Origin of the sequence: Caballeronia udeis (assembly GCF_044909315.1) — a bacterium.
Classification (GTDB): domain Bacteria; phylum Pseudomonadota; class Gammaproteobacteria; order Burkholderiales; family Burkholderiaceae; genus Caballeronia; species Caballeronia udeis_A.
Genome location: NZ_JBIYEB010000011.1, coordinates 108,475 through 129,853, shown reverse-complemented (window position 1 = coordinate 129,853; position 21,379 = coordinate 108,475). Strand labels below are relative to the sequence as shown.

Here is a 21,379-nt window from a genome sequence, read left to right as displayed (position 1 = left end):
CCCGGTAGTGGATGATCAGGAGGATCACGTATGTTTCAACTGGCAGTATGTGCAGAAATGGTTTTTCGTGACCTGCCATTTGTCGAGCGGGTCAAAAAGATTGCAGCGATGGGCTTCCAGGTCGAGATCTGGGACTGGACCAAGAAGGACATTGACGCGTTGGTCGATACGGGCGCGACGTTTTCGTCGATGACGGGTTATATCGAAGGCGATCTGATCACGGCAGAGGGTGCACAGGCGCTCCTGCGCACCGCCGAGGCGTCTATCGAAGTAGCGCAGCGGCTGCGTTGCCCGCGCCTGAACCTGCACGGTACCGGACTGGACGGGACCGGCATGCCTGTGAAACCGGTGCCGGTGGTATCGGGCGCGATGTGGCTTGCAGCGCGCAGTACGCTCGCAAAGGTAGCCGACCTCGGGCAGCGTGCTGGTGTCACCTTCTGCCTTGAGAACCTGAACACCGCGGTAGACCATCCCGGCGTGCCGTTTGCACGCGCTGCCGATACGCTGGCGCTGGTCAAATCAGTTGGTAGTCCGAATCTACGCTTGAATCTGGATCTTTATCACGCGCAAATCGGCGAAGGCAACCTGATCGAACTGGTTCGCCGCGCACTCCCGTTCGTTGGCGAAATCCAGGTTGCCGATGTTCCCGGACGCTGCGAGCCTGGCACCGGCGAGATCAATTACCCGGCGATTGCCCGCGCGCTGGCGGACGCCGGTTACCGAGGCATGGTCGCCATGGAGGCCTGGGCGAGCGGAAACGACGAACAGGCCCTGCAGCGATTCCGGGACGCCTTTTCGGTGCCCGCGAGCGTGACTGCCTGAATTGACAGTTCGACCATCGGCCGACGCAATCTTCATAAACATAGGAATACATATGAATTCTCAAAAACCTGTTCGCGTAGGTCTTATCGGGGCTGGCGCCATCGGTTCATTTCATGGCGAGAGCATTGCTCGCCGACTGCACAACGCGCAGCTTGCGGCAATTGCCGACCCTTCCCCCGGTGCCGCGCAGCGGCTTGCGGAGCGACTCGATTGCCCCGTCGCGGTGACGCAGGCCGAAGAGATCATCGCGAATCCGGATATTGATGCGGTCGTCATCGCCGCGCCGGCTCGCTTTCATGCCAGCCTCGTCGTGTCGGCCGCACGAGCGGGGAAAGCGGTGTTCTGTGAAAAACCGATGGCGTTGACGCTTGACGAAGCCGACATGGCGATCGAGGCCACACGTGCGGCGGGCGTCCCGCTGCAGGTCGGCTTTAACCGGCGCTACGACACGGCGTGGGCTGGCGCTCGCGACGCCATTGTCTCGGGTGGACTGGGAACCCCGCAATTGCTGCGCTCGCTGACCCGGGATCCGAGTCTTGCCGATCCGGCGCGCGTTCCGGTCTGGGCGATTTTCTTCGAAACGCTGATTCACGATTTCGACACCTTGCGGTTTCTGAATCCAGGCTCTGAAGTCACGGAGGTTTATGCCATCGCGGACGCGCTCGTTCGGCCGGATTTCAAGGAGCGCGGCCTGCGGGACACCGCGCTCGTCAGCATGAGGTTCGACAATGGAGCGATGGCCACCGCGGAAGCGAATTTCCATGCGGTGTACGGCTACGACGTTCGCGGCGAAGTTTTCGGTTCTGGCGGGATGGTCACGATGGGCGACGTCCGAAGCTCGAACATGACCCGGTTCGGGGCGGATGGCGTTTGCAATGCCACCACGCGGCTGAACACGGACCTCTTCCACGACGGCTACACTGCCCAGCTTTCTTCCTTCATGGACGCGGTGAGATCCGGTGTGGTCAGCGGGCCAAACGGGGAGGATGCACGCGCCGCGTTGGCGATCGCGCTTGCATGCGTTCATTCAGTGAATGTTGGACGGCCGGTAAGCCTGGTAGAAATTTTCGAATCACCGCCCGTTTTAGCGCCGTATGGCGTCGCTTGATTGTCAGCCAGTGGGTCACGCCAAGCGTTGCGCATCGCCAGTTCGGTATAGACGTAACCAGGAGGTCGCAAGCGCTGTGGAGATCGCCCGCATTCATGACGTAAGCGTCCTTGAACAGAACGCTGCGGCGCGCCGGGGAGAGCCTTGAGGTGGAAGCAGAGGTCGGCGCCTCGGTCGCACTGGCGGGAAGATCGTGAGAATGCCGCAAAGGCCCGTTCCCGGTTGTAGGAAACGACGGTGGCCTTTGGAGATCTTCAACATAAGGTCTCCATTAATCATGTACTTTGAGAAGCAGCTCTCAGACCTTAGGTAGGTTCTAGCAGACTGTGCGCCCGATCAACGCGCCTTCCTGGATACCCCGCTTGAAGATGTGATGCATTTTTAACATCTGTCCCGGACACAACCCACAACTCCTCGCGCGGACAGGGTCGGTCTCGCCAATAAGAGCGACGATCGTCGTTCGCCTATGGCAATGAAAGTTGCCGACCGGTTCTCCCTACCCCCGCTGCGCACGCCGACAACGCCGCGTCTGAACACGCTCACGGACCAACATCTGGATTTGGGACACCAACACCGTGCAGCCGTTTGACGAACACGAAACGGACAACCCAATGAGTTGGGTCGCTGGATTAACCAGGCAACAGTATTTTCGCCGAGCGAGTTATTACCCAGGATTCTGACAATATCGTTACAGCCATGCCACTCTGGAAGAGTCACAGCATAAGGCGCGCTAATAACTTGCAGAAGCATGGCGGCACCTTTCGGTGCAGTACCGCACCAGATTCAGTAGACGATGCACCGCCGTTAGCGCACGAAGCGAATGAATCTGGCTGATATCGAATACCGCAGCCCGTTTGGAGTTTAGTAACAGGAAGTTTTGATTCATTTGAATAAACTTGGCACAGTCATTGCATTTGTCTCCGTGGGGGATCGAGACGGAACTGCTGGCAGACCAGAACCGCCGGCTAATCGAGGTCGGCTTACATTGGGTAAGGTCTCGATCTTGAAGTTAAAAACCTTATAACGCAAGCTGCGGACGATGCCATGTGATTAGGATAACTTGGCAATAGGCGAGCTATGGTAGACGGTGTACTCGCGAACGGTCGCGCCCGGGTAATGCTCGAGCGGATGCGTGTGACCGTCCGCGTTTTGCTCATTGAAAACAAAGATTGGCAGACCAACTGGAAAGCGAACGGCGTTGGTGTGCTCCAGATGTTTCCTCCTGGAATATCCGTTGTCTGCGACGAAGTGTGATGCCCCTGCTGACGACGTGCCTCACAGCATCTCGAAAGCCGGCCTCCTGGGGCCGTCGAATAGCTGGGGTCTGCGGCACCTGATGTCCTGAACGCGCGATCCATGTTGTGCCAAAGAAGTGGTGATGAAGCCCAACGATGCGGACCTGGGCAGATCCGCCACTTTGCCAGTACAGAGTAAGGGCAATGCGTTTCGATATTTGTACCGCAAGGAAGTTGATCGCGGTGCATTCGACTTTGATTTACCAATCTATCAGGAGCGCAACATGAGCACCCCGCAAAGCAGCACTCAAAGCAGCACGCCAGCGGCGCCGGCACAATCCGGCGGTCTACGTGCCGGCACTTTGGGGTTTTCCGAGGTCATCGGCCAATCCATCGCGAATCTTTCACCCACTTTCACGCCGTCGATCAACGTGACCGCGATCGCAGCCCTGGCCGGCGCGGGGACCTGGTTGATTTATGGTCTTTCGACGCTCGGGCTGTTGCTGGTGAGCATGAGCATCATCGCGCTCTCGAGCCGGATCGCCTCGGCGGGTTCGTTCTTTATCTATATCGCGCGCGCGCTTGGGCCAATGGCGGGTGGCATTGCCGGCTGGGGGCTGATCGCGGCTTACGTGGGCACTGCAATGGGGGTGGGCGCCGCAGGCGTGGTGTTCGTGCAGAACGCTTTTACGGCGTGGGGCATCAATATCCCGTCGTGGGCGGTCTACACGATCTTTATCGGCCTGGCCTGGTTCTTCTCGGCACGTGACGTGAAGCTTTCCTCGCGCCTGTCGCTGGCAATCGAAGCCGCTTCGGTGGTGATCGTGGGCGGTGTGCTGATCTATGTGCTCGCACTGCATCCGGACCATATCATCGACCATACGCAGCTGGGGTTGCAGGGCGTGAGCGGCAAGGGCATGGCACAGGGCATGGTGCTCGGCATCTTCTCGTACGTGGGTTTTGAGAGTGCGGCCTCGCTCGGCCAGGAGACCAGGAACCCGCTGCGCGTCATTCCGCGTGCGGTGGTCTGGTGCGTGATCCTGTCGGGCCTGTTCTTCATGTTCGTGGCCTATTCGATGACGATCGCCTACCACGACGACGTAGCCAAGCTCGGCGGCGATTCAGCCGTGCTCAGCACCTTGCTCACGAGCGTCGGCGCCTCACCGCTCGGTCCGGTTTTTTATCTGATTGCCTCGATCAGCGCGTTCTCGTGCGTTCTTGCGTGCATCAACTCGTCCAGCCGCCTGTTGTATTCGATGGGCCGTTATCAGTTTGTGCACCGCTCGATGGGCATGGTGCACCGCACGCACCAGACGCCGTACCTGGCCGTTGCGTTCTCCTCCATCGTGACCTTCGTGGTGTGTATCGCGATGCTCGGCACGGGTCCGCTCAACACCTTCGGCTATACCAGCACGTTTGCGACCTTTGGCTTCCTGGTCGTGTATTTCCTGGTCGCAATCGCAGCACCGGTTTATCTGAAGAAGCAGGGCGAGCTCAAGACGAGCAACGTCGTGTGGGGCGTGCTCGGCGCGCTGGCAATGGTTGGCGCGGTGATCGGCAGCGTGTATCCGGTGCCCGATTATCCGTATAACATCCTGCCGTATCTGTTCGTCGCGTATATGCTGGTTGGCGCAATCTGGCTGTTGATGCTCAAGAAGCGCTCGCCGCAAGTGCTGGAGAAGATCGAGCACGATCTGGAAACAAGCGACGTGATGACCCACGGCAAAAAGTAAATGACTGAACCCTTCTCCCTGGATAGCTTGCCCGCACCGGACACCACCCGGATGCCAGGCGATCCAGAGGGAAGACCTGCTGCCCGTCGCGCAATGGCAATGGGCAGCGAAGAAATCAGCTTGCAACTGCGGCCGGAGCGCGGCGAGTGCGCCGTGCTCGAGATTGGTTGTGTCTCCAGCCCTGCCCGCACCCGCGGGCATGATCACATCAACGAAGACTACGTTGGCGTGATGCTCGGCAACCTGGCCGAGCGCGCCGCACGTGGCAGCGTGATCGCCCTGGCCGACGGCGTGAGCGGCAGCAAGGGCGGCCGGGTCGCGGCCGAGCTCTCGGTGCGGACCTTTATCGACGCCTACTACGGGCTTCCCGACACTTTGCAGCCCGGCTTGGCCGCTGCGTGCGCGCTCGAGGCAATACACGGCTGGCTGCATCAGATCGGCCGCGTCGACCCCGCACTGAACCACATGGCCGCATCCTTTGCGGCGCTGATCGTGCGCCGCGCTACCGCGTATCTGGTGGCGGCCGGCGACGTGCGGCTCTATCTGCTGCGCGATGGCCAACTGACCCAGCTCGGCGACGACGACGTGATGCCGGTCGCCTTCGGTTCTTATGTGGCACAAGCGGTCGGCATGCACCCGACGCTCGCGACTCGCATCGAAACCCTTGAGCTGCACGAGGGCGATCGCTTGCTGATGTGTTCCGACGGGCTGTATCGCCGCGTGCCGATGCGCGAGCTGCAGACGGTGCTGGCGGCGCGCGACAATGCGCTCGACACTGCACGCCGGCTCGACGCGCTGGCGGTGACACGCGGCTCGCAGGACGACGTGACGAGCGCGGTGCTCGATGTGGGCACCCTGCCTTTGCTCGATGTCGGTTACCTGGAGCGTGTGGTCGGCGCCTTGCCGATTCCGGCGGTGCCCGATGCCGGTAATGTTGTCGATGGATATCTGCTCAAGAGCGTGTTGAGCGATGGCTTCTATTCGCGGATTTTCGCCGGTTACGATCTGGCCGATCCGAACACGCCGCTGGCGCTCAAGTTTCCCAAGCCGCGTGTCTCGCAGGACGAGAACGTGCGCCAGTCGATCGTGCGCGAGCGCTGGCTGGCAGGCAAAATTGGTGACGAAGGCGTGCTCGCACCGATGCCGGTCGATGCCGACCGGCAAACCCGGCTCTATGTGGTGATGCCACTCGGTGCAGGCGTCACGCTCGAAAAATTGCTGACGGCGCCGCAACCCATGGCGTTGCCGCGTGCGCTCGAAATCGCGCGGCGTCTGGGCCGTTCGATCGCCGCGCTGAATCGCCGCAATATCATCCATCGCGATATCAAGCCCGAGAACGTGCTGGTGATCCAGGGCGACAACACACGCCTGCTTGATCTCGGTTTCGCTTATATGCCGGGCATGGACGTGCCGGGCCCCGACGCGGCGCCGGGCTCACCCGCTTACATGGCGCCTGAGTTGATGAAGGGCGCGCAAGGCGATGCACGCTCCGAGGTGTTCGCGTATGGCGTGACCCTGTACCGCCTGTTCAGCGGCGGCAAGCTGCCCTACGGCTTTAATGGCCGCGTGCCGCTCTATCAGTACCGACCCGACGCGCCGGAATGGCTCGACCTCGTGCTGGAGAAAGCGCTGCAGCCCGATCCGACACGCAGGTATCAGGACGTGCTTGAAGTCTGCGCCGATCTTGAACGTTTTTCGAGCGGTCGAGACGCGATGGCGCCGGTTCGGCGCAGACCCCTGCTCGAGAGCGATCCGGTGCTGTTCTGGCAGTTGGTCGCGGTATTGTTGTTGGCACTGCTGACGTGGTCCCTGATGCGGCATTGAACGAGGTTGGTGGCTCGACCCTGCCACGCTCTCCGCACCGGTCGAACATCATTTCCCACTAGCCGAATTCTCTTCGTCATCCTGATCGTTATCAAGGTAAGTCGTCGAATTGAGTCAGGGAGAAACGGGAGACCGCTGTGTGTGAGGGCAGCGGTCTTCCTACGACACAAGCCAGACCTGTCGATGTTTCTGTTACTGGCCGGTGGCCGGCGATTTCACGCTCGGAGTCGCCAGCGTGTTGTTGCTCGTGGGAGCACTGGTGCCAGACGTCGAGCTGTTCGTGCTACTCGGCAGACCCGAGTTCGGCGACTTGGCGCCCATGCCGCTGTCCGAGTTGGTGGTGCCTGGCGTGCCGTAGCCGCCCGTTGCACTGTTCACCGGGTTCATCTGGTTTGCCGGGCTAGCCGTGCTGCCCGACGAACTGCCGCCGCTGGTGCCGCCACCCGCCTGTGCATAAGCGCCGCCCGACAGTGTGAGTGCGGCGACAGCCGCGATTAACATGCTGGATGCCTTGTTCATGATCCGTCCCTCCTTGATTGGACTGGAAATAGACGCAGACGTCATCGCCTGCTTGACCATGAATGAAGCAGTTGCCGTGCCGCGTACAATTTCGACCCCGCAATGATCCGTCCCGGGCCGCTCTAACGCGAGCCAAAGCGCTTTTTGGCTTCACCGGTGGCCGGCATGTACAGAGAGACAGCTGTGCCTTCGGGATCACGGAACTGGAACGTCTTGTTGCCCCAAGGCATCATCTTCAGCTCGTGCACAAGCGGGACCTTGTCCTTCAAGCGCTCGTAGTCCGCGTCGATGTCCTCAACCTGAAATTCGATGTGAGCGGTGCGATTGGCGCCGGGTTCGGCGCTGCCTTCCTTCCAAAGAGCGACCGTTTCAACGCTGCCGATGGCAAGCGTGGCAGCCGGCGTGACGATCTCGGCGAAGACTGGAGCAAGCCATTCGGCGGATAGCCCCGTTACTATTTCGTAGAAAGAAACCATGGCCTTGATGTCGGCCGCGATCAGGCGCGTGGAAGCGAACTTCATAAGAATCTCCTTTGTGTGCGCCGTATGAATTTCATACCAAGGATGGTTTAGTCCTCGATTTACGCTACGATACGGTATCGTGGCGATAATGTCCATTTCGTCTGTGCCAATGCAAAAAAAACTCATATCGACCGAATCAGGCGCTCCGGCTATTGCCGGCAGTACCGGTGTGCCGGTCAACGAAAAGGTCCGCCGGTCACGGATGACCGTGCTCGCTGCCACGGCAGAGCTACTCTTCGAGCGGGGTTTTGCCGGCGCAAGCGTCGATGAAATCTCACGTCGCTCGGGCGTCGCCAAGACCACGATCTACAGGCACTGGCCGACTCGCGTCGACCTTCTGCGCGACGCCTGCTCGACCATAGGCACGCCCCAGAAAGTGCCGGACACCGGCAGCTTCCAGACAGACATGACCGCCCTGATGACAGACCTCGCCCAACTGCTTCGGACTGCCAGATGGACCTCGGTGCTGCCCTCGATCATCGACGCCGCTGAGCGGGACCCTGACATCGCCGACATGTACAGCAAGCTGCAACACGGCTATTCGGCGCCCTTTGAGACAGTCATCCTGCGGGCGATTACGCGAGGCGAACTGCCGGACGACACAGATGTGGCCATGCTGATCGCGGCGCTCACGGGCCCGCTCTTTTATCGCCGCTGGTTCTCCCGCGATCCTTTGACGGACGCCTTTGCGAAACAGATTGTCCAGCGGGTAATCCGTTAGGAATTCGTGTCCATCCGGCACAAGGCGGGAAGCCTCGTGCATGGCGTGCCCCAATCACGCCCGACGCGAACGGCAGCCCTCCTCGCCTCTCAGCTCGTGGTCGCACAGCGCCCCGGCCGTTATCTTTACGTTTAGGCACCAAACGTGCTGCAACCGTTAAACGCCTTCATCCAACCGCATTTTCGACACGGCTTTCACACCATAAAGGCCAATCTCGCCAGGGACCTTCCCATCAATGAAGCGACTATCTTTTGCCACTCAATTGGTGCTTCTTTGGCTGCTGGTTGCGGTGGTCTGTTCCGTGCTCGCCGGGGTGATCTGGCTTCTGATCCAGTCAGACCAAAGCCGGCAAGTTTCATTGGCGAGCCAGCAGTCGGCGAGCGCCTGCGAGCACGTCGCGTCTCGCTATTCCCTTTCCGCGCAGTTGAATACAGACCCGAACAACGTCGATTTGATGCATGCAGTGCTCGACGCCGTCCTGGTTCAGGTACCCACCGTTGAAGGCGGATTCTGGAATTCACGGGCAGCGGTCCGGTCCGGCTCGGTGCCGGGAGCGGCTAGTTCAACTGACCACAACGGCTTCGCCTCAGCGAGCGCAACCAACCCGAACGGTTTCCTTGCATACTCATTTCCCACGTATCAGGGCAGTGGTGTCAAACGCGACATTCCAGAGGCAGAAACACCATTGATACTTCGCGCTTTGGGGCGCGCCTCGGCCGCGCACGCGCCGGTATCCGACTCGGTGCGCGCGGGGCAAGGCGCAACGGTGGTCTCTGCATGCGCGGTGAGCGGCGTCACGGGTTTGTACGCCTGGACGCTGACGCGCGCTCAGGCGCCCCTTGGGCCTTACGGACAAATCCTGATTTCATCTCTGGCGGTCGTCCTTGGCGGCATTCTTGTGGTTGCCGTCGTTCTGGGTTTGGCGCTACGCCGGTGGAAAAACAACCTTTTGCAGCTTGAACGCGGACTCGCTCCGCAACCGGACACCTCGTCCACAATACGATTACCGTTGCCCGGTGAGCCTGACCTCGACAAGATCGCCCACGCGTTTAACACCTACGTAGCGCATTCCGAGTCGCTCCAACAGCGCGCTGTCGCCCTGGGAGACCAACTCATGCAGGCCGAGCGTTTCGCCTCCCTCGGGAGACTGGCGGCGCAGGTAGCCCATGAAATCCGAAACCCTCTTGGCGCCGTCAGGCTCAAGATTGAAAACGCTATCGCCAGCGATGGTAGCCGGCAGCGTGACTCGCTCATGTCAGTCCTCGTCCAGGTTGAACGCATCGAAACTCAGGTATCCAGCCTTCTCGCATTGACGCGACCGGTGACTGTCTCGAGGAAAGCGACGGACGTGGGCGATTGGCTGGAGAAAACCGTCAGCGCGCATGATGAGCAGGCAGCCTCGAAAAACATCGATCTAAGCGTTGACCTGGAGGCGTTGCAATCGGACATACAAGAACCCGGGAGTTGCTGCGCTAATATCGACCCCGCGCAAATGGCTCGCGCCGTCGACAACCTGGTTTTGAATGCCATCAGGCATGCACCGCGCGATGGCAAGGTCGTCGTAGAAGCACGCAGGATCGTCACGCCCGAGGGCGCGAGTTTGCGATTGGCCGTTATCGACAACGGCCCGGGAGTTCCCGCTGCTGACCGGGAACGCATCTTCGAGCCCTTCGTCACCGGCAGGCCTGACGGCTCGGGACTCGGTCTGGCCGTGGCCCGGGAAGTTGCTACCGCACATGGCGGCCGGGCGTATGTGGCGGACTCGGAACACGGCACCTGTTTTGTCATCGATATCCCATGGCACACATACTCGTAGTCGACGACGACGAAGGTTTCCGCGAAGGTCTCGTTGAGACCCTGGTCGACCTCGGACACCATGTCGACGAAGCGAACTCAGGCGAGCAAGCGCTCGAACTGCTTCAAGCTGCGCGGGCGTTCACCTGCGTCTTTCTCGACTTCCGGCTTCCCGGCATGGATGGCCTCGCGGTACTGGAGGCCATTCGAGCCGAGCCCCGGTGGCAACTGCTCCCGGTCGTGATGCTCACTGGCTTCGCGACCAGCGACAACACCATTGGAGCCATGACGCTGGGTGCGTTCGATCATCTGACCAAGCCTGTCGGCAGGCTGGCAATTCAGTCGCTGCTCGAACGCATTGTCTCGTCCGAAGCGTGTTCAGAGGCGGTTGATGAGCCAGCGCCCTCCTTCACGTCCGAGACCGCCAGCAAGAAACCTCGCCTGCTCGGGGTCAGCGAAACTCTGCGCGAAGTACAGAAGCAAATTGGACGTGCAGCTTCATCGGACGCCACCGTTCTCATCACCGGGGAAACAGGTACCGGCAAGGAAGTCGCCGCCCGGGTTCTTCATGACGTATCGAAGCGCCGCGGCAAGCCTTTCGTCGCCGTGAACTGTGCGGCGGTGCCTGCCGACCTGCTTGAAAGCGAACTGTTCGGACACGTCAAAGGCGCATTCACCGGCGCAGCCAATGACCGGGTTGGATGTATCGCCGCAGCCGACGGCGGGACGTTGCTGCTGGATGAAATCGGCGACATGCCATCGTCCATGCAAGCCAAGCTGCTGCGGGTCATCCAGGAGCGCTATGTCACGCCCCTAGGCACCCTTCGTCAGGTTCCGGTGGACATACGGCTCGTCGCGGCGACTCACCGCGATTTAAAGGCAATGGTCGAATCGGGCGAGTTTCGTGAGGATCTGCTCTATCGCTTGAGCGTCATTCCGATTCACCTGCCTCCGTTGCGGGAACGCCTGGCGGACATCCTGCCGCTGGCCGAATACTTTCTTGCTGACGCCGCATCTGCTAGGGGGCGCCCAATGCGGCTCTCGGGGCCGGCTCAGCGGCTATTGGTCACTTATCGATGGCCGGGAAACGTCCGGGAGCTCAAGAACGCAATTGAGCGCCCAGGCGCTCTCGCGCCTGGGCCGGTGATTACCGCGGACGACCTGGCGTTTCTTATCCAGAAGCCGGACGAGACGGTCTCGTTCCTGCCGTCCCGGTTGCTCGATATGGCTCTTCCGGAAGCCGTGGAAACGATCGAACGCACGTTGATACGCAACGCCCTGACACTCGCCGGGAACAACCGTGCCGATGCCGCACGCCGACTCGGCATCAGCCGGCAAACGCTCTACACAAAGCTGGCCAGCCTGGGCATTGAATAAGGTGTCCGGAATGCTGACACCGGAGTGTCGGGTTGCTTGACACTCGCATAACCCGTGCGGCTGAGAACCCTTACGGGCCGTACTTCGAGTGCTTGGCATAGGGCTTGCAATTGTCTTCGTGTCGTTCAACGGAGAGAACCATGCCCTCGAAGTCAATATTTCGCACCGCGAACCTATGCGGGCTCGCGCGCGCCGCGGCGGTTTCCAGTGTTGTGGCCGCCACCGCATGCGCCGCGCAAACAGCGCCTGCGCCGCCACCCGGAAACCTGCCTGCACCGCCGCCTGCCGCTGCGGCGCCCGTGGGGAGTACCCCGAGCATGACACCCCCCGCCCCACCGCATGCGCCGGTGTCCTTTATGGTGCAACGACAATCGCCTGTCTCAATCGGAAGCATAAGCGGGAAGATAAGCCGGTTCGTCACCAATCCCGAAGGCGATGTCGACGGCTTCATCCTCGCCGACGGGACACTCGTTCGCTTCCCGCCACACATGAGTTCGCAGCTGGTCGCGTTGGTACGTCGGGATGACTTCGTTCGAATCGCCGGCTCGCGAGATGGCACGGGCAATTTCAACGCGCAGCAGATTACCAACGACCGGACCGGGCAACAACTCAGCGACCAGCCACCGCCCGCGGATGTGTCACGCGTACCGCCGGCACTGCGTGGTGCAGGCCTCGTCAAGCTCAGCGTCAACGGGACCGTCATGCGGGTCACCACTGCGCCGCGAGGCGAACCCGATGGCGTGATTCTCAAGGACGGGACCACCATCAAGATGCCACCACCCGTCGCTCAGCAGTTCACGAACCTCTTGCGTCCCGACGCTGTCGTCGCTGCCCGCGGCTATGGCACACGCAATCAGTATGGGGAAGCGTTGCAAGCAACTGCGTTCGGCACGCCGGACAACATCACGCAGCTATACAACGACCTCCCCAACTAATTTTCCACTTTTTGGAGTAAGACCATGCATTGGATTGACCCTGACTGTTTGCAAGAAACACGCGGCACCGTGACTCAATTTCTGCTGAACCCGCATGGAGAACTCGACGGCTTCGTTCTCGGCAAGAACAAACAGGTGCATTTTCCACCGCATATGTCGAAGCAGGTCGCCAAACACGTCCGTATTGGCGAACAGGTAAAAGTGCGCGGTGTGAAGCCTCGTTCAGCGAACATGGTGGCGGCCGTCCTGCTGACATCGGGCTCTGGTGTCGCGATTCTTGACGCAGGCCCACATTACGATGGTGAGAAGCACGAGAAGCCTCATGTGGAAAAACGTCCGATAGAGATCACAGGTGAGGTCAGGCTCGCCCTGTACGGTCCGAAAGGCGAACTGCGCGGTGCACTTCTCACCGACGGAACATCCATTCGCATGCCGCCTCATGCCGCGGCCGAACTTGTCAGCTACCTCGAACCCGGCGCACATATCCAGGTCTGGGGTCACGGTGTGAAGAACAAGTATGGCCACACCATCGAGGTCGATGACATCGCTCAATGGGTCGATGCGGACAGCGCCGAGGTCCGGTAACCCCGACGTACCCCAACCGCCCTTTTCCCATGGAGAGCGAGATGGCACGATCGCAACGGGAGAAAGTCGTGAGCGCTCGCCCAGGCGCACCGCCGGCCGGCGACGAACCGGCGAAGTCACCTTCCGGTCGAAGCCTGCGGGGCCTGGATGGCCTGAATTTCCTGATGGCCGATGTGCGTGATGGCTTAGGGCCGTTTCTGTCGGTCTATCTCAAGGGCACTCAACATTGGGGCTCAGGCGACATCGGCCTTGTCATGGCGGCAAGTGGCATCGTGGCGGCCCTATGTCAAATCCCCGCAGGCTTGCTGGTTGATGCGGTTCGCGCAAAACGCCTGCTCATTGCGATTTCAGGGCTACTGGTTGCCGCGGGGTGCCTGCTCATCGCGTTCTTCCCGAAACTGCCCACGGTGCTCGCGGCGCAAATCACGCTGGGCGCTGCGTCGGCCATCATTCCTCCCTGCCTTGCCGCACTGAGCCTGGGCATCGTAGGGCATCGCTTACTGCCCGCCCGGATAAGCCGCAACGAGGGCTTCAATCACGCAGGCAACTTTACAGCAGCGATATTGGCCGGCGCACTGGGTCAGTATGTCGGGGTCATCTGGTTGTTCTACCTTATCTGCGGATTTGCAGTGGCGAGTGCCGTTGTGGTGCTATTCATCAAGTCCAGGGAAATTGATCACGACCTTGCACGAGGCTCGGAAAACCCGGGAGGCGATGCCCCGCACCGCCCCATAGCTTTCCCGGAGCTTTGGAAAATTCGGGACCTCAAGGTTTTCATCCTCTCCGTGGTCCTTTTCCACTTCGGAAATGCGGCGATGCTGCCTCTTGCCGGGCAAGTCATCGCGAAGGTTCACCCGGGCATGGATGTCATTGCATTGAGCGCGTGCGTGATCGCTGCACAGTTGGTGATGGTCGTGGTTGCTGCGGTGGTCGGGCGTGCGATGCGCAAGGGCATTGGGCGAAAGAAGATTTTCCTGGTCGCGCTCGCGGTGCTGCCTGTCAGAGGCATCCTCTTCTCGATGACCAGCAGCCCTTATGCAGTTGTAGCAATTCAACTGCTCGATGGCGTAGCCGCCGGCATCTTTGGCGTCATCGCCGTCGTCATTGCGTCGGATTTAATGCGGGGGACGGGCCGCTTCAATCTTGCTCAAGGATTGATGGCGTTGGCCGTAGGAGTGGGCGCGGCGCTAAGTAATGTCACGGGAGGGTACGTCGTCGAGAAATTCGGCTTCACGGCAGGATTTCTCACGTTGTCTGCCATCGGTGGAGTCGCACTTATATTTTTTGCCATGTTCATGCCTGAGACCACACCCCGCGAGGACCATATCGCAGCCCCGGGTAGCCGCTCAGAGGATTTAATTCCTACGTCTCCTTGATTGCCAAATTAATAAACTAGCAATACTCACCATTTTCCATCTGGACTATCGCGGCAGCATATCCACGCCAGCAGTCCTCACTCGACCATTCAAACTCCCGGATGTCACTTTGCCCTGAGCGCTCACAGGTCACGCGCCCAGATTTGCCCGACCAGATCAGCGCGGCTATTTCACGAGGCTTGCTCACAGAACCGCAGGATGGCGCCCGCCATATTCTCCGGCGCCTCTCTTTGCGGAAAATGCCCGACACGCTCGAGTACAACGCGCTCATACGGCCCGGAGAAAAAGCGTTCCTTGCCGGTCGAGCTGTCCGGATGATTGCAGGTATCAGCCGCTCCATGCAGCACCAGTGTGGGAACCGACAAGACCGGCGCCGGATTCAGGCTGGCTTCGTCCGCCGCGTACGCGGGGTCGCCGGGCGCAAAGCCCCATCGATGTCGATAGGAGTGCAATACAACGCTGGCCCAGTCGGGGTTGTCGAACGCAGTTGCTGCCTGATCGTAGTCCTGTTCGGTGTACCAGTTGGCGGGCGCCCACGTGTCCCACATCATGCGGGTAAAACCTCGCCGATCCTGCTCGACGGCATGCTGCCCTCGCGGCGTGGCCATGAACCAGTGGTACCAGTAGTTGCGCGCCTGTACGTAGGTGAGCGTCTGTTGCGGATCGTTCGTGCCATAGCCAACCGAGAGCATCACCAAATGGGAGCCTGCGCGATCGCGTAAGCCGCATGCATTGGCGACAGCACGCGCTCCCCAGTCATGCCCGATCAGGGCCGGCCGATGGATATCCAGCGCGTCGAGAAATTCCAGCAGGTCGCGCCCAAGCGCCGCAAGCTGACTGCTGCGCGGGGTCTCTGCGCTGCGAAAGCGCGTGGGGCCGAACCCGCGCAAAGCAGGACACAGCACTCGATAGCCGGCACCCGCCAGATGCCCGGCAACCTGCTGCCATCCTTCCGGGCAGTCCGGCCAGCCGTGGACGAGTACGGCGGTACGCTCTCCGGACGGGTTCTATTCCAGGTAGGCCACATCCAGCAACCGCGTGCTGACAAACGAGTATTCCATCATCGCGCTCTCCCTCGACCGGTGTCGAAGCTCAGTATCGAAGAGTCCACAGTAAGGTATTTCACCATGCCAATTGGTGAAGAATTAGGTGATATTGTTAACGTTTTAAAATGAATGGTGGTGCGACCGTGAACATGGAATCAAACGCCGCCGCGCTCGACATTGTCCTGTTGAGAACCTTTATCGAGGTTGTCGATACAGGCGGTTTCGCGCTCGCAGCGGAACAACTGGCCTTGACTGCGCCCGCGGTGAGCGGCCATATCAAACGCCTGGAACCGGCTGCAGGAACGCGTTTGCTTTCGCGCACCACCCGCAGCTTCCAGCTGACGCCGGCGGGCGAAATGCTCTATGTCTACGCACGCAACATCGTCAATCTGGAGCGTGAGGTGCGCGCCCGCCTGCGCCAGGCGCCGACTGCCGAGTGCATGCGGATCGGCGCCTCGGAAGACTTTACGGGTGCATGGCTGCCGCGTGTCCTGCAGGCGTTCCGGCGCACCCATCCAGGGGCCTCCGTCGAACTGAAAGTGGGCGTGACAGCCAATCTCGTGGACGATCTGCAGCGCGGCGACTTCGATGTCGTGTTTGGCAAGCAGTGTGCACGCGTGCCGGGAAACGGCACGCTGCTGTGGGAGGAGGAACTGGTCTGGGCATATGACGCGGACAGCGTCTTCGACTCCGATAACGAAGTGCCCGTTGCGGTATTTCCGGAACCCTGCGTCTATCGCGAAGCTGCTATCGCGGCGCTGACCCACGCCGCGAGACCATGGCGCCTGGTGTTCGAGAGCAGCAGCATGGCCGGCTGTTTGTCGGCCGCGCAGGCGGGCTTCGCGGTGACGCCTGTCGCGCGCAGTCAGTTGCGCGAAGGGCTGCGTGTACTGGATCTGTCCGATTGCATGCCAACCCTGCCCAATGTGCAGTTCTACGCGTTCGCGAACAGTACATCTGCCGCCGCGCGCGAATTGATCGCGGCGGTGGAGAAATCCGGCAGGCAAGCCCGGTTTCATATACCCGCACATTGGTAGAGCATGAGAAGAATCGCAAGAGAGACGTAAGTCATCCTGTCTAAATTAACGTCTTCGACCATTTCCGCTATTTGCATCAGAGCCGTTTGGCCTGCGGCGTGACATTGAAGTGAAAACAGATGGCGCAATCGCTTGAGAGACCGTGCTGCAGGTTGGCCGGTGTTGGCCACTACAGTCTCGAAGATGCACCCGATACCATCACCGCGCAAATCACGTCGTTCCTGCAGCAAACCTGACACCGGATCCTGCGTATCGTGTCGAAACGGACCGCGCTAGGCTGAAGCCAAACGCTCCTGACTTCGCGGCAATGGAGGCACCCGTTCACGCTCGCCTATAATGGCAAGACTGACAGTGATTTCAAGGCAGGAGCCCTACTTTATGAGTCAACCACGCGGGCGTTACTCGGGATCTCGCGACAAGGGCCAGCATCAGCCACGTCAACCTTCAAAAGCGACATCCCATCGGCAGAACAAGCCTTTTGCAAAAACTCAACCGACCCGGGACCCGGTTCAGACAGCATCCATTTTCAAAACACGTTCGTTCAAATTGCTGGTCGATGCAGCAGGGGCGGAGAACATTGCGCTCGGACTCGACTCCAACCTGACACGCGTAGCCGAATTGATAAACGGCGAGCGGTTCACGCCCGAGACAGCCTTTCACATTGAAACAACGCTTGGGCTACCCGATGGTTTCTTCGATGAACCCAATCCGGTCCTCACGCCTGAAATTATTGCGCGCTTGAGGTCACCACTGGACTTCATTGACACGCACGTTGAACCGGAAGCTGCCTACGAGGAAGCATCCAGGCCAACGTCCGTCATCCAGTTCAATCACCACCCCACCCCCACTGATCATTTGCCCAGGGAACCAGAAATGCCGAAGAAAACAAGTGGCGGATCGCCAAGGGCTGCCGCAAACAGCAAGACTACGACAGCCGCGAAGCCTGCTCCGGCAACCCGGCCGCAATCAGCCCCGGCGAAAGTCAAAGCGGCCTCGAAGTCAGAGTCTCAGCAATCCCTGGCGTTGAATGACGTTGCAACAGCGGAAAACATTCGTCGCGCCAACCTGCATGTCCTGACCTCCCTCAAAGGATCGAAGGTACGGCTCGCCGAGGTGATGGAAATCAGTGACTCCAACATGGCCAATCGTTTTTATGGACAGAAACGTATTGACGATCCCGAGGCAAACCGGTTCACGGAACGCCTCGGTTTGCCGGACGGCTGGTTGGACGTTCCACGTTCGGTAGCCGATATCCCCGGGCCGGTTTCGGCGTTGCTTGTTCCCGCGTCGCGTCGTCATACGGCCGCTCAGCACGAACTGCCGCCGGCGGTTGAGCCGAAAGCGACAGCCGCGAAGAAGCATGCCGTCACGAGCGTGAAAACTGCGAACCCTCAGCACGCTTCTCCCCCAGACACCGGCGATATGAGTGCCGCCGCCTTCAAAACGAGCGCGGTCGCGGGACAGCAAGATCAGGCGCTACCGCTCGTCGCCGAACCTGCGATTCGGCAATCTGCCGATAACGATGTTCCGTACTTCGCCAATCATCAGCGGTCGACGCCCGCTCCCTCAACGCAGGTCGTCACAGAGCCGCAGGATCAAACTTCGGCGACCAGTCTGAGCGGTCTGCATGGTATCGGCCCCATAGCGGAGGCACTTATCAAGACACTCGCCGGCAAGGCGCGTACAGGTCGGTTGGACGAATTGAAAGCCCTGGAGCTTTTACAACAGGCTGTGTTGCTTTGATCTGATTTCAATGTGGCGATCGATATCGCCAGAGGGACGCCGGGAAAGCTCCCGCGTTAACCCGCGAGGAGCAGTTTTCGCCGGCGTTTCGAATAGGCTTGCGGCATCGAAAATGTTTCGATGCCCGGAGCATAAGTACCGCAGCACTCGTTCGGATTTTGTCGCGATAGGGCAATCGGAACGAGCAAAAGAGATATTATCAGGATGACTTATCGATCCATGCTCTGCACCCGTGTGCTTACGGCTGTCGAGGTATCTACGGCCCAGACCGCGAAGAAGAAGCTGTATTCGAAGCATTCAATATGCCGTTCGGTCCGAACTGAAAGCTGATCGTGGTGCCACGGCCGTCCGTGCCACCACCAAACGTACCAATGATCGGAATCCATGTCACCGCGAGTGACTGTGGTTTTGTGAACGCATAAACCAGATAAGTCGATCCATCTGGTAAAGCAGACGTCTGCGATGGCGTGCCCAGTCTGGCAACCACCTGCTGCTGCGTCGTCACCCCGGGCCGGAAGTCCGATATATCCTCAGGTTTGATCTCCCGCCCCGTCGAGCCGCAGCCTGCCAGTAAGCACGCGCAAACGATCGACAGGGTCAGCGTGGTTCGCGAGCCTTTCATACGCTATCTCCTCCGGCGAATACCTGGTTCAACTTGATGCACATTAGAGGACCTGTTAGCACACGGGTGGGTGGCACGCCGCACTCGACGCCCCGTCCATTTCGTTTTAAATACATAATAATTACATTTATATTTCAACAATTCACCGGACGTCCTGACTTAGCGTCGTGACCTTTCTCCGCTATGGTTTTGACCTCATTACATTTAGTCAGAAAGCGTAGTCCCATAACAATTTCAGCAAATCCCTACCCCGGTAGCACTACAGAGATCGAGGTGCATCGCCGTATACCGGTACAACGGCCATGGCTATTGGCCCTCTCCTTTGGCTTTGCAAAGTCTCGCAAGACCGTTGGGAGTGCCGTAAGAGAAAGCGAGATTCGAATCTTATAGCCAGATGTCGCGGATTGGACTCGTTAGCGATAGATCTCAAGGATGCGTGATGATGGAGTTCATGAAATACCTGAAAGCCGCCAAGGAAATAGCGGCTATTCCCAAAAACGATTCCGATCTACTGATCGCTCAGTATAGAGCTTTCACGTTTCAGATGCCCCTCATGTATGTGATCTTGATGATCAACACATGGGGTTTGGCGGCGACCCACATGCACATGGCGCCGTGGTGGATGACAATCTACATACCGGTTGTCATGACCGTGATCTCGGCCGTGCGAGTGATCGGCTGGCTGCGTCGTTCGAAGCAGGATGCGACCCGTGATATTGCGTTAAAGGCGCTGTCCCGCACCCAGCGACTCTCGGGCATTATTGCCCTCGCTTTCACGCTGTGGGCATTCATGCTATTTCCCTACGGCGGCGCCTACGAAAAGGCTCATGTTGCCTTTTATATGGCGATCACCGTCATAGGTGTGATTTTCTGCCTGATGCACTTGCGCTCGGCCGCTTTCACGGTTGCTTTCATCGTCAACGGCTCGTTTGTCATTTTCTTCTCCCTGTCAGGGAACCTGGTCTTTGTCGCAATCGCCATCAACACGGCCCTTGTCTCCGCGGCCATGCTTGCCATACTGCTGGTCCACTATCGTGACTTTACCGGCATGGTGAGTGCACGCGTGGAAAATTTCCGGCTTGCAAACGTTGATAGCCTGACGGGTCTGGCCAACCGTCGTGCATTTTTTTCCTACCTTGACAACGCGTATGCGAAGGCCAGATCCGATGGAACCCGCCTCGCCGTCGGCATTATCGACCTGGATGGTTTCAAACCCGTCAATGACATTTATGGTCATGCGACCGGCGATAAACTGCTTCAGACAATCGGGATGCGCCTGGGAAAGGTATGTCCGGAAAACTACTATGTCGCAAGGCTCGGTGGGGATGAGTTTTCGATTGTGGCCTCAAATTTCGGCGATACGAGCGAACTCGTGGCAACCGGAGAACTCATCTGTTCTGCGATACGAACCGCTGCGCCGCTGGGAGATACGACACTGCGAATAGGAGGATCAATAGGATTCGCCGTCTATCCAGATATGGCGAGTGACACAGTGCAACTGTTTGCGAATGCCGACTACGCGCTCTATCACGGCAAGCGCACAGGTCGTGGCAGGGTGACACTTTTTTCAGTTGATCATGACGCCAAAATTCGATCCGACGCAAAAATTGAACAGGCGCTACATCATGCGAACCTCGAAGATGAACTGACTGTCATGTTCCAACCGATCATCGATGTTTCGAGTCGATCGACAATTGCATTCGAGGCACTTGCTCGTTGGTCCAGTCCGACATTGGGTTCCGTCACGCCGGCGCAGTTCATTCCTGTTGCTGAACGAACAGGGATGATCTTGACGATCACCCAGACGCTATTGAAAAAGGCGCTTGCGCACGCCTTGCTTTGGCCTGGTCACATCCGTCTTTCGTTTAACCTGTCCGCCCACGATCTTAGCTCGCCCGAGAGCGTCCACGACATCATCAGGCAGATCGAGAGGAGCGGATTCAATCCCGCCCGGGTCGATCTAGAAATAACTGAAACCGCCTTTATCCGTGATTTTTCGCAAGTTCGTAGTGCCACGGAAACTTTGCGATCGCTGGGATGCGGCATTTCCCTGGACGACTTTGGTACAGGCTTTTCGAGCCTGACGCACCTCCATGCGCTCCCGCTCACCAAGATCAAGGTCGATCGCAGTTTTGTAACGGGTCTGAACAAGAATCCCGCGAGCTATAAGATCGTCAAGTCTCTGCTCGCGCTCAGTCGGGATATGGGCCTTGATTGCATTGTTGAAGGCGTGGAGACGATAGCCGAATTAGCTATTCTCAAAACACTCGGAGACCTGACGGTTCAGGGATATCTCTATTCCAGGCCAATCCCGGCAGACGACGTTGTCAGCTTCCTTGAGCAACCGGCGACCGCTGCTTAGTGCTTTACTCATTCACCCT

The 21,379-nt window shown here is 59.2% G+C and carries 17 protein-coding genes and 1 pseudogene; 13 read left to right on the top strand and 5 right to left on the bottom strand.

Going from position 1 to position 21,379, the window contains the following annotated elements; all coding sequences use genetic code 11:
- The first annotated feature begins 30 nt into the window (after positions 1-30).
- From ABH944_RS19290 to ABH944_RS19275, 4 genes are all read left to right on the top strand, one after another.
- Positions 31-822, top strand: a complete 792-nt coding sequence (locus ABH944_RS19290; protein WP_404608310.1) for a TIM barrel protein — start codon at positions 31-33, stop codon at positions 820-822.
- 52 nt (positions 823-874) lie between these two features.
- A complete protein-coding gene (locus ABH944_RS19285) occupies positions 875-1,930 on the top strand; it encodes a Gfo/Idh/MocA family oxidoreductase (protein ID WP_404608309.1) in 1,056 nt (351 codons plus the stop codon).
- Positions 1,931-3,449: 1,519 nt separating this feature from the next.
- Positions 3,450-4,898, top strand: a complete 1,449-nt coding sequence (locus tag ABH944_RS19280; protein ID WP_404608308.1) for an APC family permease — start codon at positions 3,450-3,452, stop codon at positions 4,896-4,898.
- Positions 4,899-6,722 carry a bifunctional protein-serine/threonine kinase/phosphatase gene (locus tag ABH944_RS19275; protein WP_404608306.1) on the top strand — a complete coding sequence of 608 codons (1,824 nt, stop codon included), beginning with the start codon at positions 4,899-4,901 and terminating at the stop codon, positions 6,720-6,722.
- A gap of 192 nt (positions 6,723-6,914) precedes the next feature.
- On the opposite strand, the gene ABH944_RS19270 is transcribed toward ABH944_RS19275, so the two are convergent.
- Positions 6,915-7,241: a hypothetical protein gene (locus ABH944_RS19270; RefSeq protein ID WP_404608305.1), complete on the bottom strand. Its 327-nt coding sequence runs from the start codon at positions 7,239-7,241 to the stop codon at positions 6,915-6,917.
- A gap of 122 nt (positions 7,242-7,363) precedes the next feature.
- Positions 7,364-7,762 carry a VOC family protein gene (locus tag ABH944_RS19265; RefSeq protein WP_404608304.1) on the bottom strand — a complete coding sequence of 133 codons (399 nt, stop codon included), beginning with the start codon at positions 7,760-7,762 and terminating at the stop codon, positions 7,364-7,366.
- Between the two features lie 109 nt (positions 7,763-7,871).
- Here ABH944_RS19265 and ABH944_RS19260 point away from each other — a divergent pair, with 109 nt between their 5' ends.
- The 3 genes from ABH944_RS19260 to ABH944_RS19250 all read left to right on the top strand — a co-directional run bounded on the left by ABH944_RS19260 (position 7,872) and on the right by ABH944_RS19250 (position 11,654).
- Positions 7,872-8,483: a TetR/AcrR family transcriptional regulator gene (locus ABH944_RS19260; protein WP_404608302.1), complete on the top strand. Its 612-nt coding sequence runs from the start codon at positions 7,872-7,874 to the stop codon at positions 8,481-8,483.
- Positions 8,484-8,718: 235 nt separating this feature from the next.
- The gene (locus tag ABH944_RS19255; protein WP_404608301.1) at positions 8,719-10,299 is read left to right on the top strand and encodes a sensor histidine kinase; all 1,581 of its coding nucleotides are present in this window, start codon (positions 8,719-8,721) and stop codon (positions 10,297-10,299) included.
- On the top strand, positions 10,281-11,654 hold the full coding sequence (locus tag ABH944_RS19250; protein WP_404608300.1) for a sigma-54-dependent transcriptional regulator: 1,374 nt from the start codon (positions 10,281-10,283) through the stop codon (positions 11,652-11,654). The genes ABH944_RS19255 and ABH944_RS19250 overlap by 19 nt, the downstream gene beginning before the upstream one ends.
- Before the next feature lie 70 nt (positions 11,655-11,724).
- Here the strand turns inward: ABH944_RS19250 and ABH944_RS19245 are convergent, their stop codons facing one another.
- Entirely contained in the window at positions 11,725-11,973 is a 249-nt protein-coding gene (locus tag ABH944_RS19245) for a hypothetical protein (protein ID WP_404608298.1), read from the bottom strand.
- 37 nt (positions 11,974-12,010) lie between these two features.
- On the opposite strand from ABH944_RS19245, the gene ABH944_RS19240 reads away from it, so the two are divergent.
- Genes ABH944_RS19240 through ABH944_RS19230 form a run of 3 tightly spaced genes read left to right on the top strand, consistent with a single transcriptional unit; the run spans position 12,011 to position 14,550 of the window.
- Positions 12,011-12,589 (top strand): hypothetical protein, encoded by a 579-nt coding sequence (locus ABH944_RS19240; RefSeq protein WP_404608296.1) that lies wholly within the window; start codon positions 12,011-12,013, stop codon positions 12,587-12,589.
- Between the two features lie 24 nt (positions 12,590-12,613).
- Positions 12,614-13,174, top strand: a complete 561-nt coding sequence (locus tag ABH944_RS19235; RefSeq protein WP_404608295.1) for a hypothetical protein — start codon at positions 12,614-12,616, stop codon at positions 13,172-13,174.
- 29 nt (positions 13,175-13,203) lie between these two features.
- Complete coding sequence (locus ABH944_RS19230) at positions 13,204-14,550, top strand: MFS transporter (RefSeq protein WP_404608294.1); 1,347 nt, start codon at positions 13,204-13,206, stop codon at positions 14,548-14,550.
- Between the two features lie 170 nt (positions 14,551-14,720).
- Here the strand turns inward: ABH944_RS19230 and ABH944_RS19225 are convergent.
- Positions 14,721-15,614 (bottom strand): annotated as a pseudogene (locus ABH944_RS19225) (alpha/beta fold hydrolase).
- A 131-nt stretch (positions 15,615-15,745) separates the two neighbouring features.
- Here ABH944_RS19225 and ABH944_RS19220 point away from each other — a divergent pair.
- Positions 15,746-16,633, top strand: a complete 888-nt coding sequence (locus tag ABH944_RS19220) for a LysR family transcriptional regulator (protein ID WP_404608293.1) — start codon at positions 15,746-15,748, stop codon at positions 16,631-16,633.
- A 336-nt stretch (positions 16,634-16,969) separates the two neighbouring features.
- On the top strand, positions 16,970-18,376 hold the full coding sequence (locus tag ABH944_RS19215; RefSeq protein WP_404608292.1) for a hypothetical protein: 1,407 nt from the start codon (positions 16,970-16,972) through the stop codon (positions 18,374-18,376).
- Positions 18,377-18,632: 256 nt separating this feature from the next.
- On the opposite strand, the gene bamE is transcribed toward ABH944_RS19215, so the two are convergent.
- A complete protein-coding gene (gene bamE / locus ABH944_RS19210) occupies positions 18,633-18,998 on the bottom strand; it encodes an outer membrane protein assembly factor BamE domain-containing protein (protein WP_404608290.1) in 366 nt (121 codons plus the stop codon).
- 451 nt (positions 18,999-19,449) lie between these two features.
- Between bamE and ABH944_RS19205 the strand changes: the two genes are divergently transcribed.
- Positions 19,450-21,360, top strand: a complete 1,911-nt coding sequence (locus tag ABH944_RS19205) for a putative bifunctional diguanylate cyclase/phosphodiesterase (protein WP_404659448.1) — start codon at positions 19,450-19,452, stop codon at positions 21,358-21,360.
- Positions 21,361-21,379: the final 19 nt, after the last annotated feature.

Excerpts from the sequence above, each read along its gene's own strand:
- ABH944_RS19285 (WP_404608309.1), top strand. The coding sequence starts at position 875 with ATGAATTCTCAAAAACCTGTTCGCGTAGGTCTTATCGGGGCTGGCGCC.
- ABH944_RS19235 (WP_404608295.1), top strand. The coding sequence starts at position 12,614 with ATGCATTGGATTGACCCTGACTGTTTGCAAGAAACACGCGGCACCGTG.
- ABH944_RS19230 (WP_404608294.1), top strand. The coding sequence starts at position 13,204 with ATGGAGAGCGAGATGGCACGATCGCAACGGGAGAAAGTCGTGAGCGCT.
- ABH944_RS19270 (WP_404608305.1), bottom strand. The coding sequence starts at position 7,241 with ATGAACAAGGCATCCAGCATGTTAATCGCGGCTGTCGCCGCACTCACA.
- ABH944_RS19260 (WP_404608302.1), top strand. The coding sequence starts at position 7,872 with ATGCAAAAAAAACTCATATCGACCGAATCAGGCGCTCCGGCTATTGCC.
- ABH944_RS19265 (WP_404608304.1), bottom strand. The coding sequence starts at position 7,762 with ATGAAGTTCGCTTCCACGCGCCTGATCGCGGCCGACATCAAGGCCATG.
- ABH944_RS19255 (WP_404608301.1), top strand. The coding sequence starts at position 8,719 with ATGAAGCGACTATCTTTTGCCACTCAATTGGTGCTTCTTTGGCTGCTG.
- ABH944_RS19280 (WP_404608308.1), top strand. The coding sequence starts at position 3,450 with ATGAGCACCCCGCAAAGCAGCACTCAAAGCAGCACGCCAGCGGCGCCG.
- ABH944_RS19240 (WP_404608296.1), top strand. The coding sequence starts at position 12,011 with ATGGTGCAACGACAATCGCCTGTCTCAATCGGAAGCATAAGCGGGAAG.
- ABH944_RS19245 (WP_404608298.1), bottom strand. The coding sequence starts at position 11,973 with ATGCTCGGGGTACTCCCCACGGGCGCCGCAGCGGCAGGCGGCGGTGCA.
- ABH944_RS19275 (WP_404608306.1), top strand. The coding sequence starts at position 4,899 with ATGACTGAACCCTTCTCCCTGGATAGCTTGCCCGCACCGGACACCACC.
- ABH944_RS19290 (WP_404608310.1), top strand. The coding sequence starts at position 31 with ATGTTTCAACTGGCAGTATGTGCAGAAATGGTTTTTCGTGACCTGCCA.
- ABH944_RS19205 (WP_404659448.1), top strand. The coding sequence starts at position 19,450 with ATGAAATACCTGAAAGCCGCCAAGGAAATAGCGGCTATTCCCAAAAAC.
- bamE (WP_404608290.1), bottom strand. The coding sequence starts at position 18,998 with ATGAAAGGCTCGCGAACCACGCTGACCCTGTCGATCGTTTGCGCGTGC.
- ABH944_RS19220 (WP_404608293.1), top strand. The coding sequence starts at position 15,746 with ATGGAATCAAACGCCGCCGCGCTCGACATTGTCCTGTTGAGAACCTTT.
- ABH944_RS19215 (WP_404608292.1), top strand. The coding sequence starts at position 16,970 with ATGGCAAGACTGACAGTGATTTCAAGGCAGGAGCCCTACTTTATGAGT.
- ABH944_RS19250 (WP_404608300.1), top strand. The coding sequence starts at position 10,281 with ATGGCACACATACTCGTAGTCGACGACGACGAAGGTTTCCGCGAAGGT.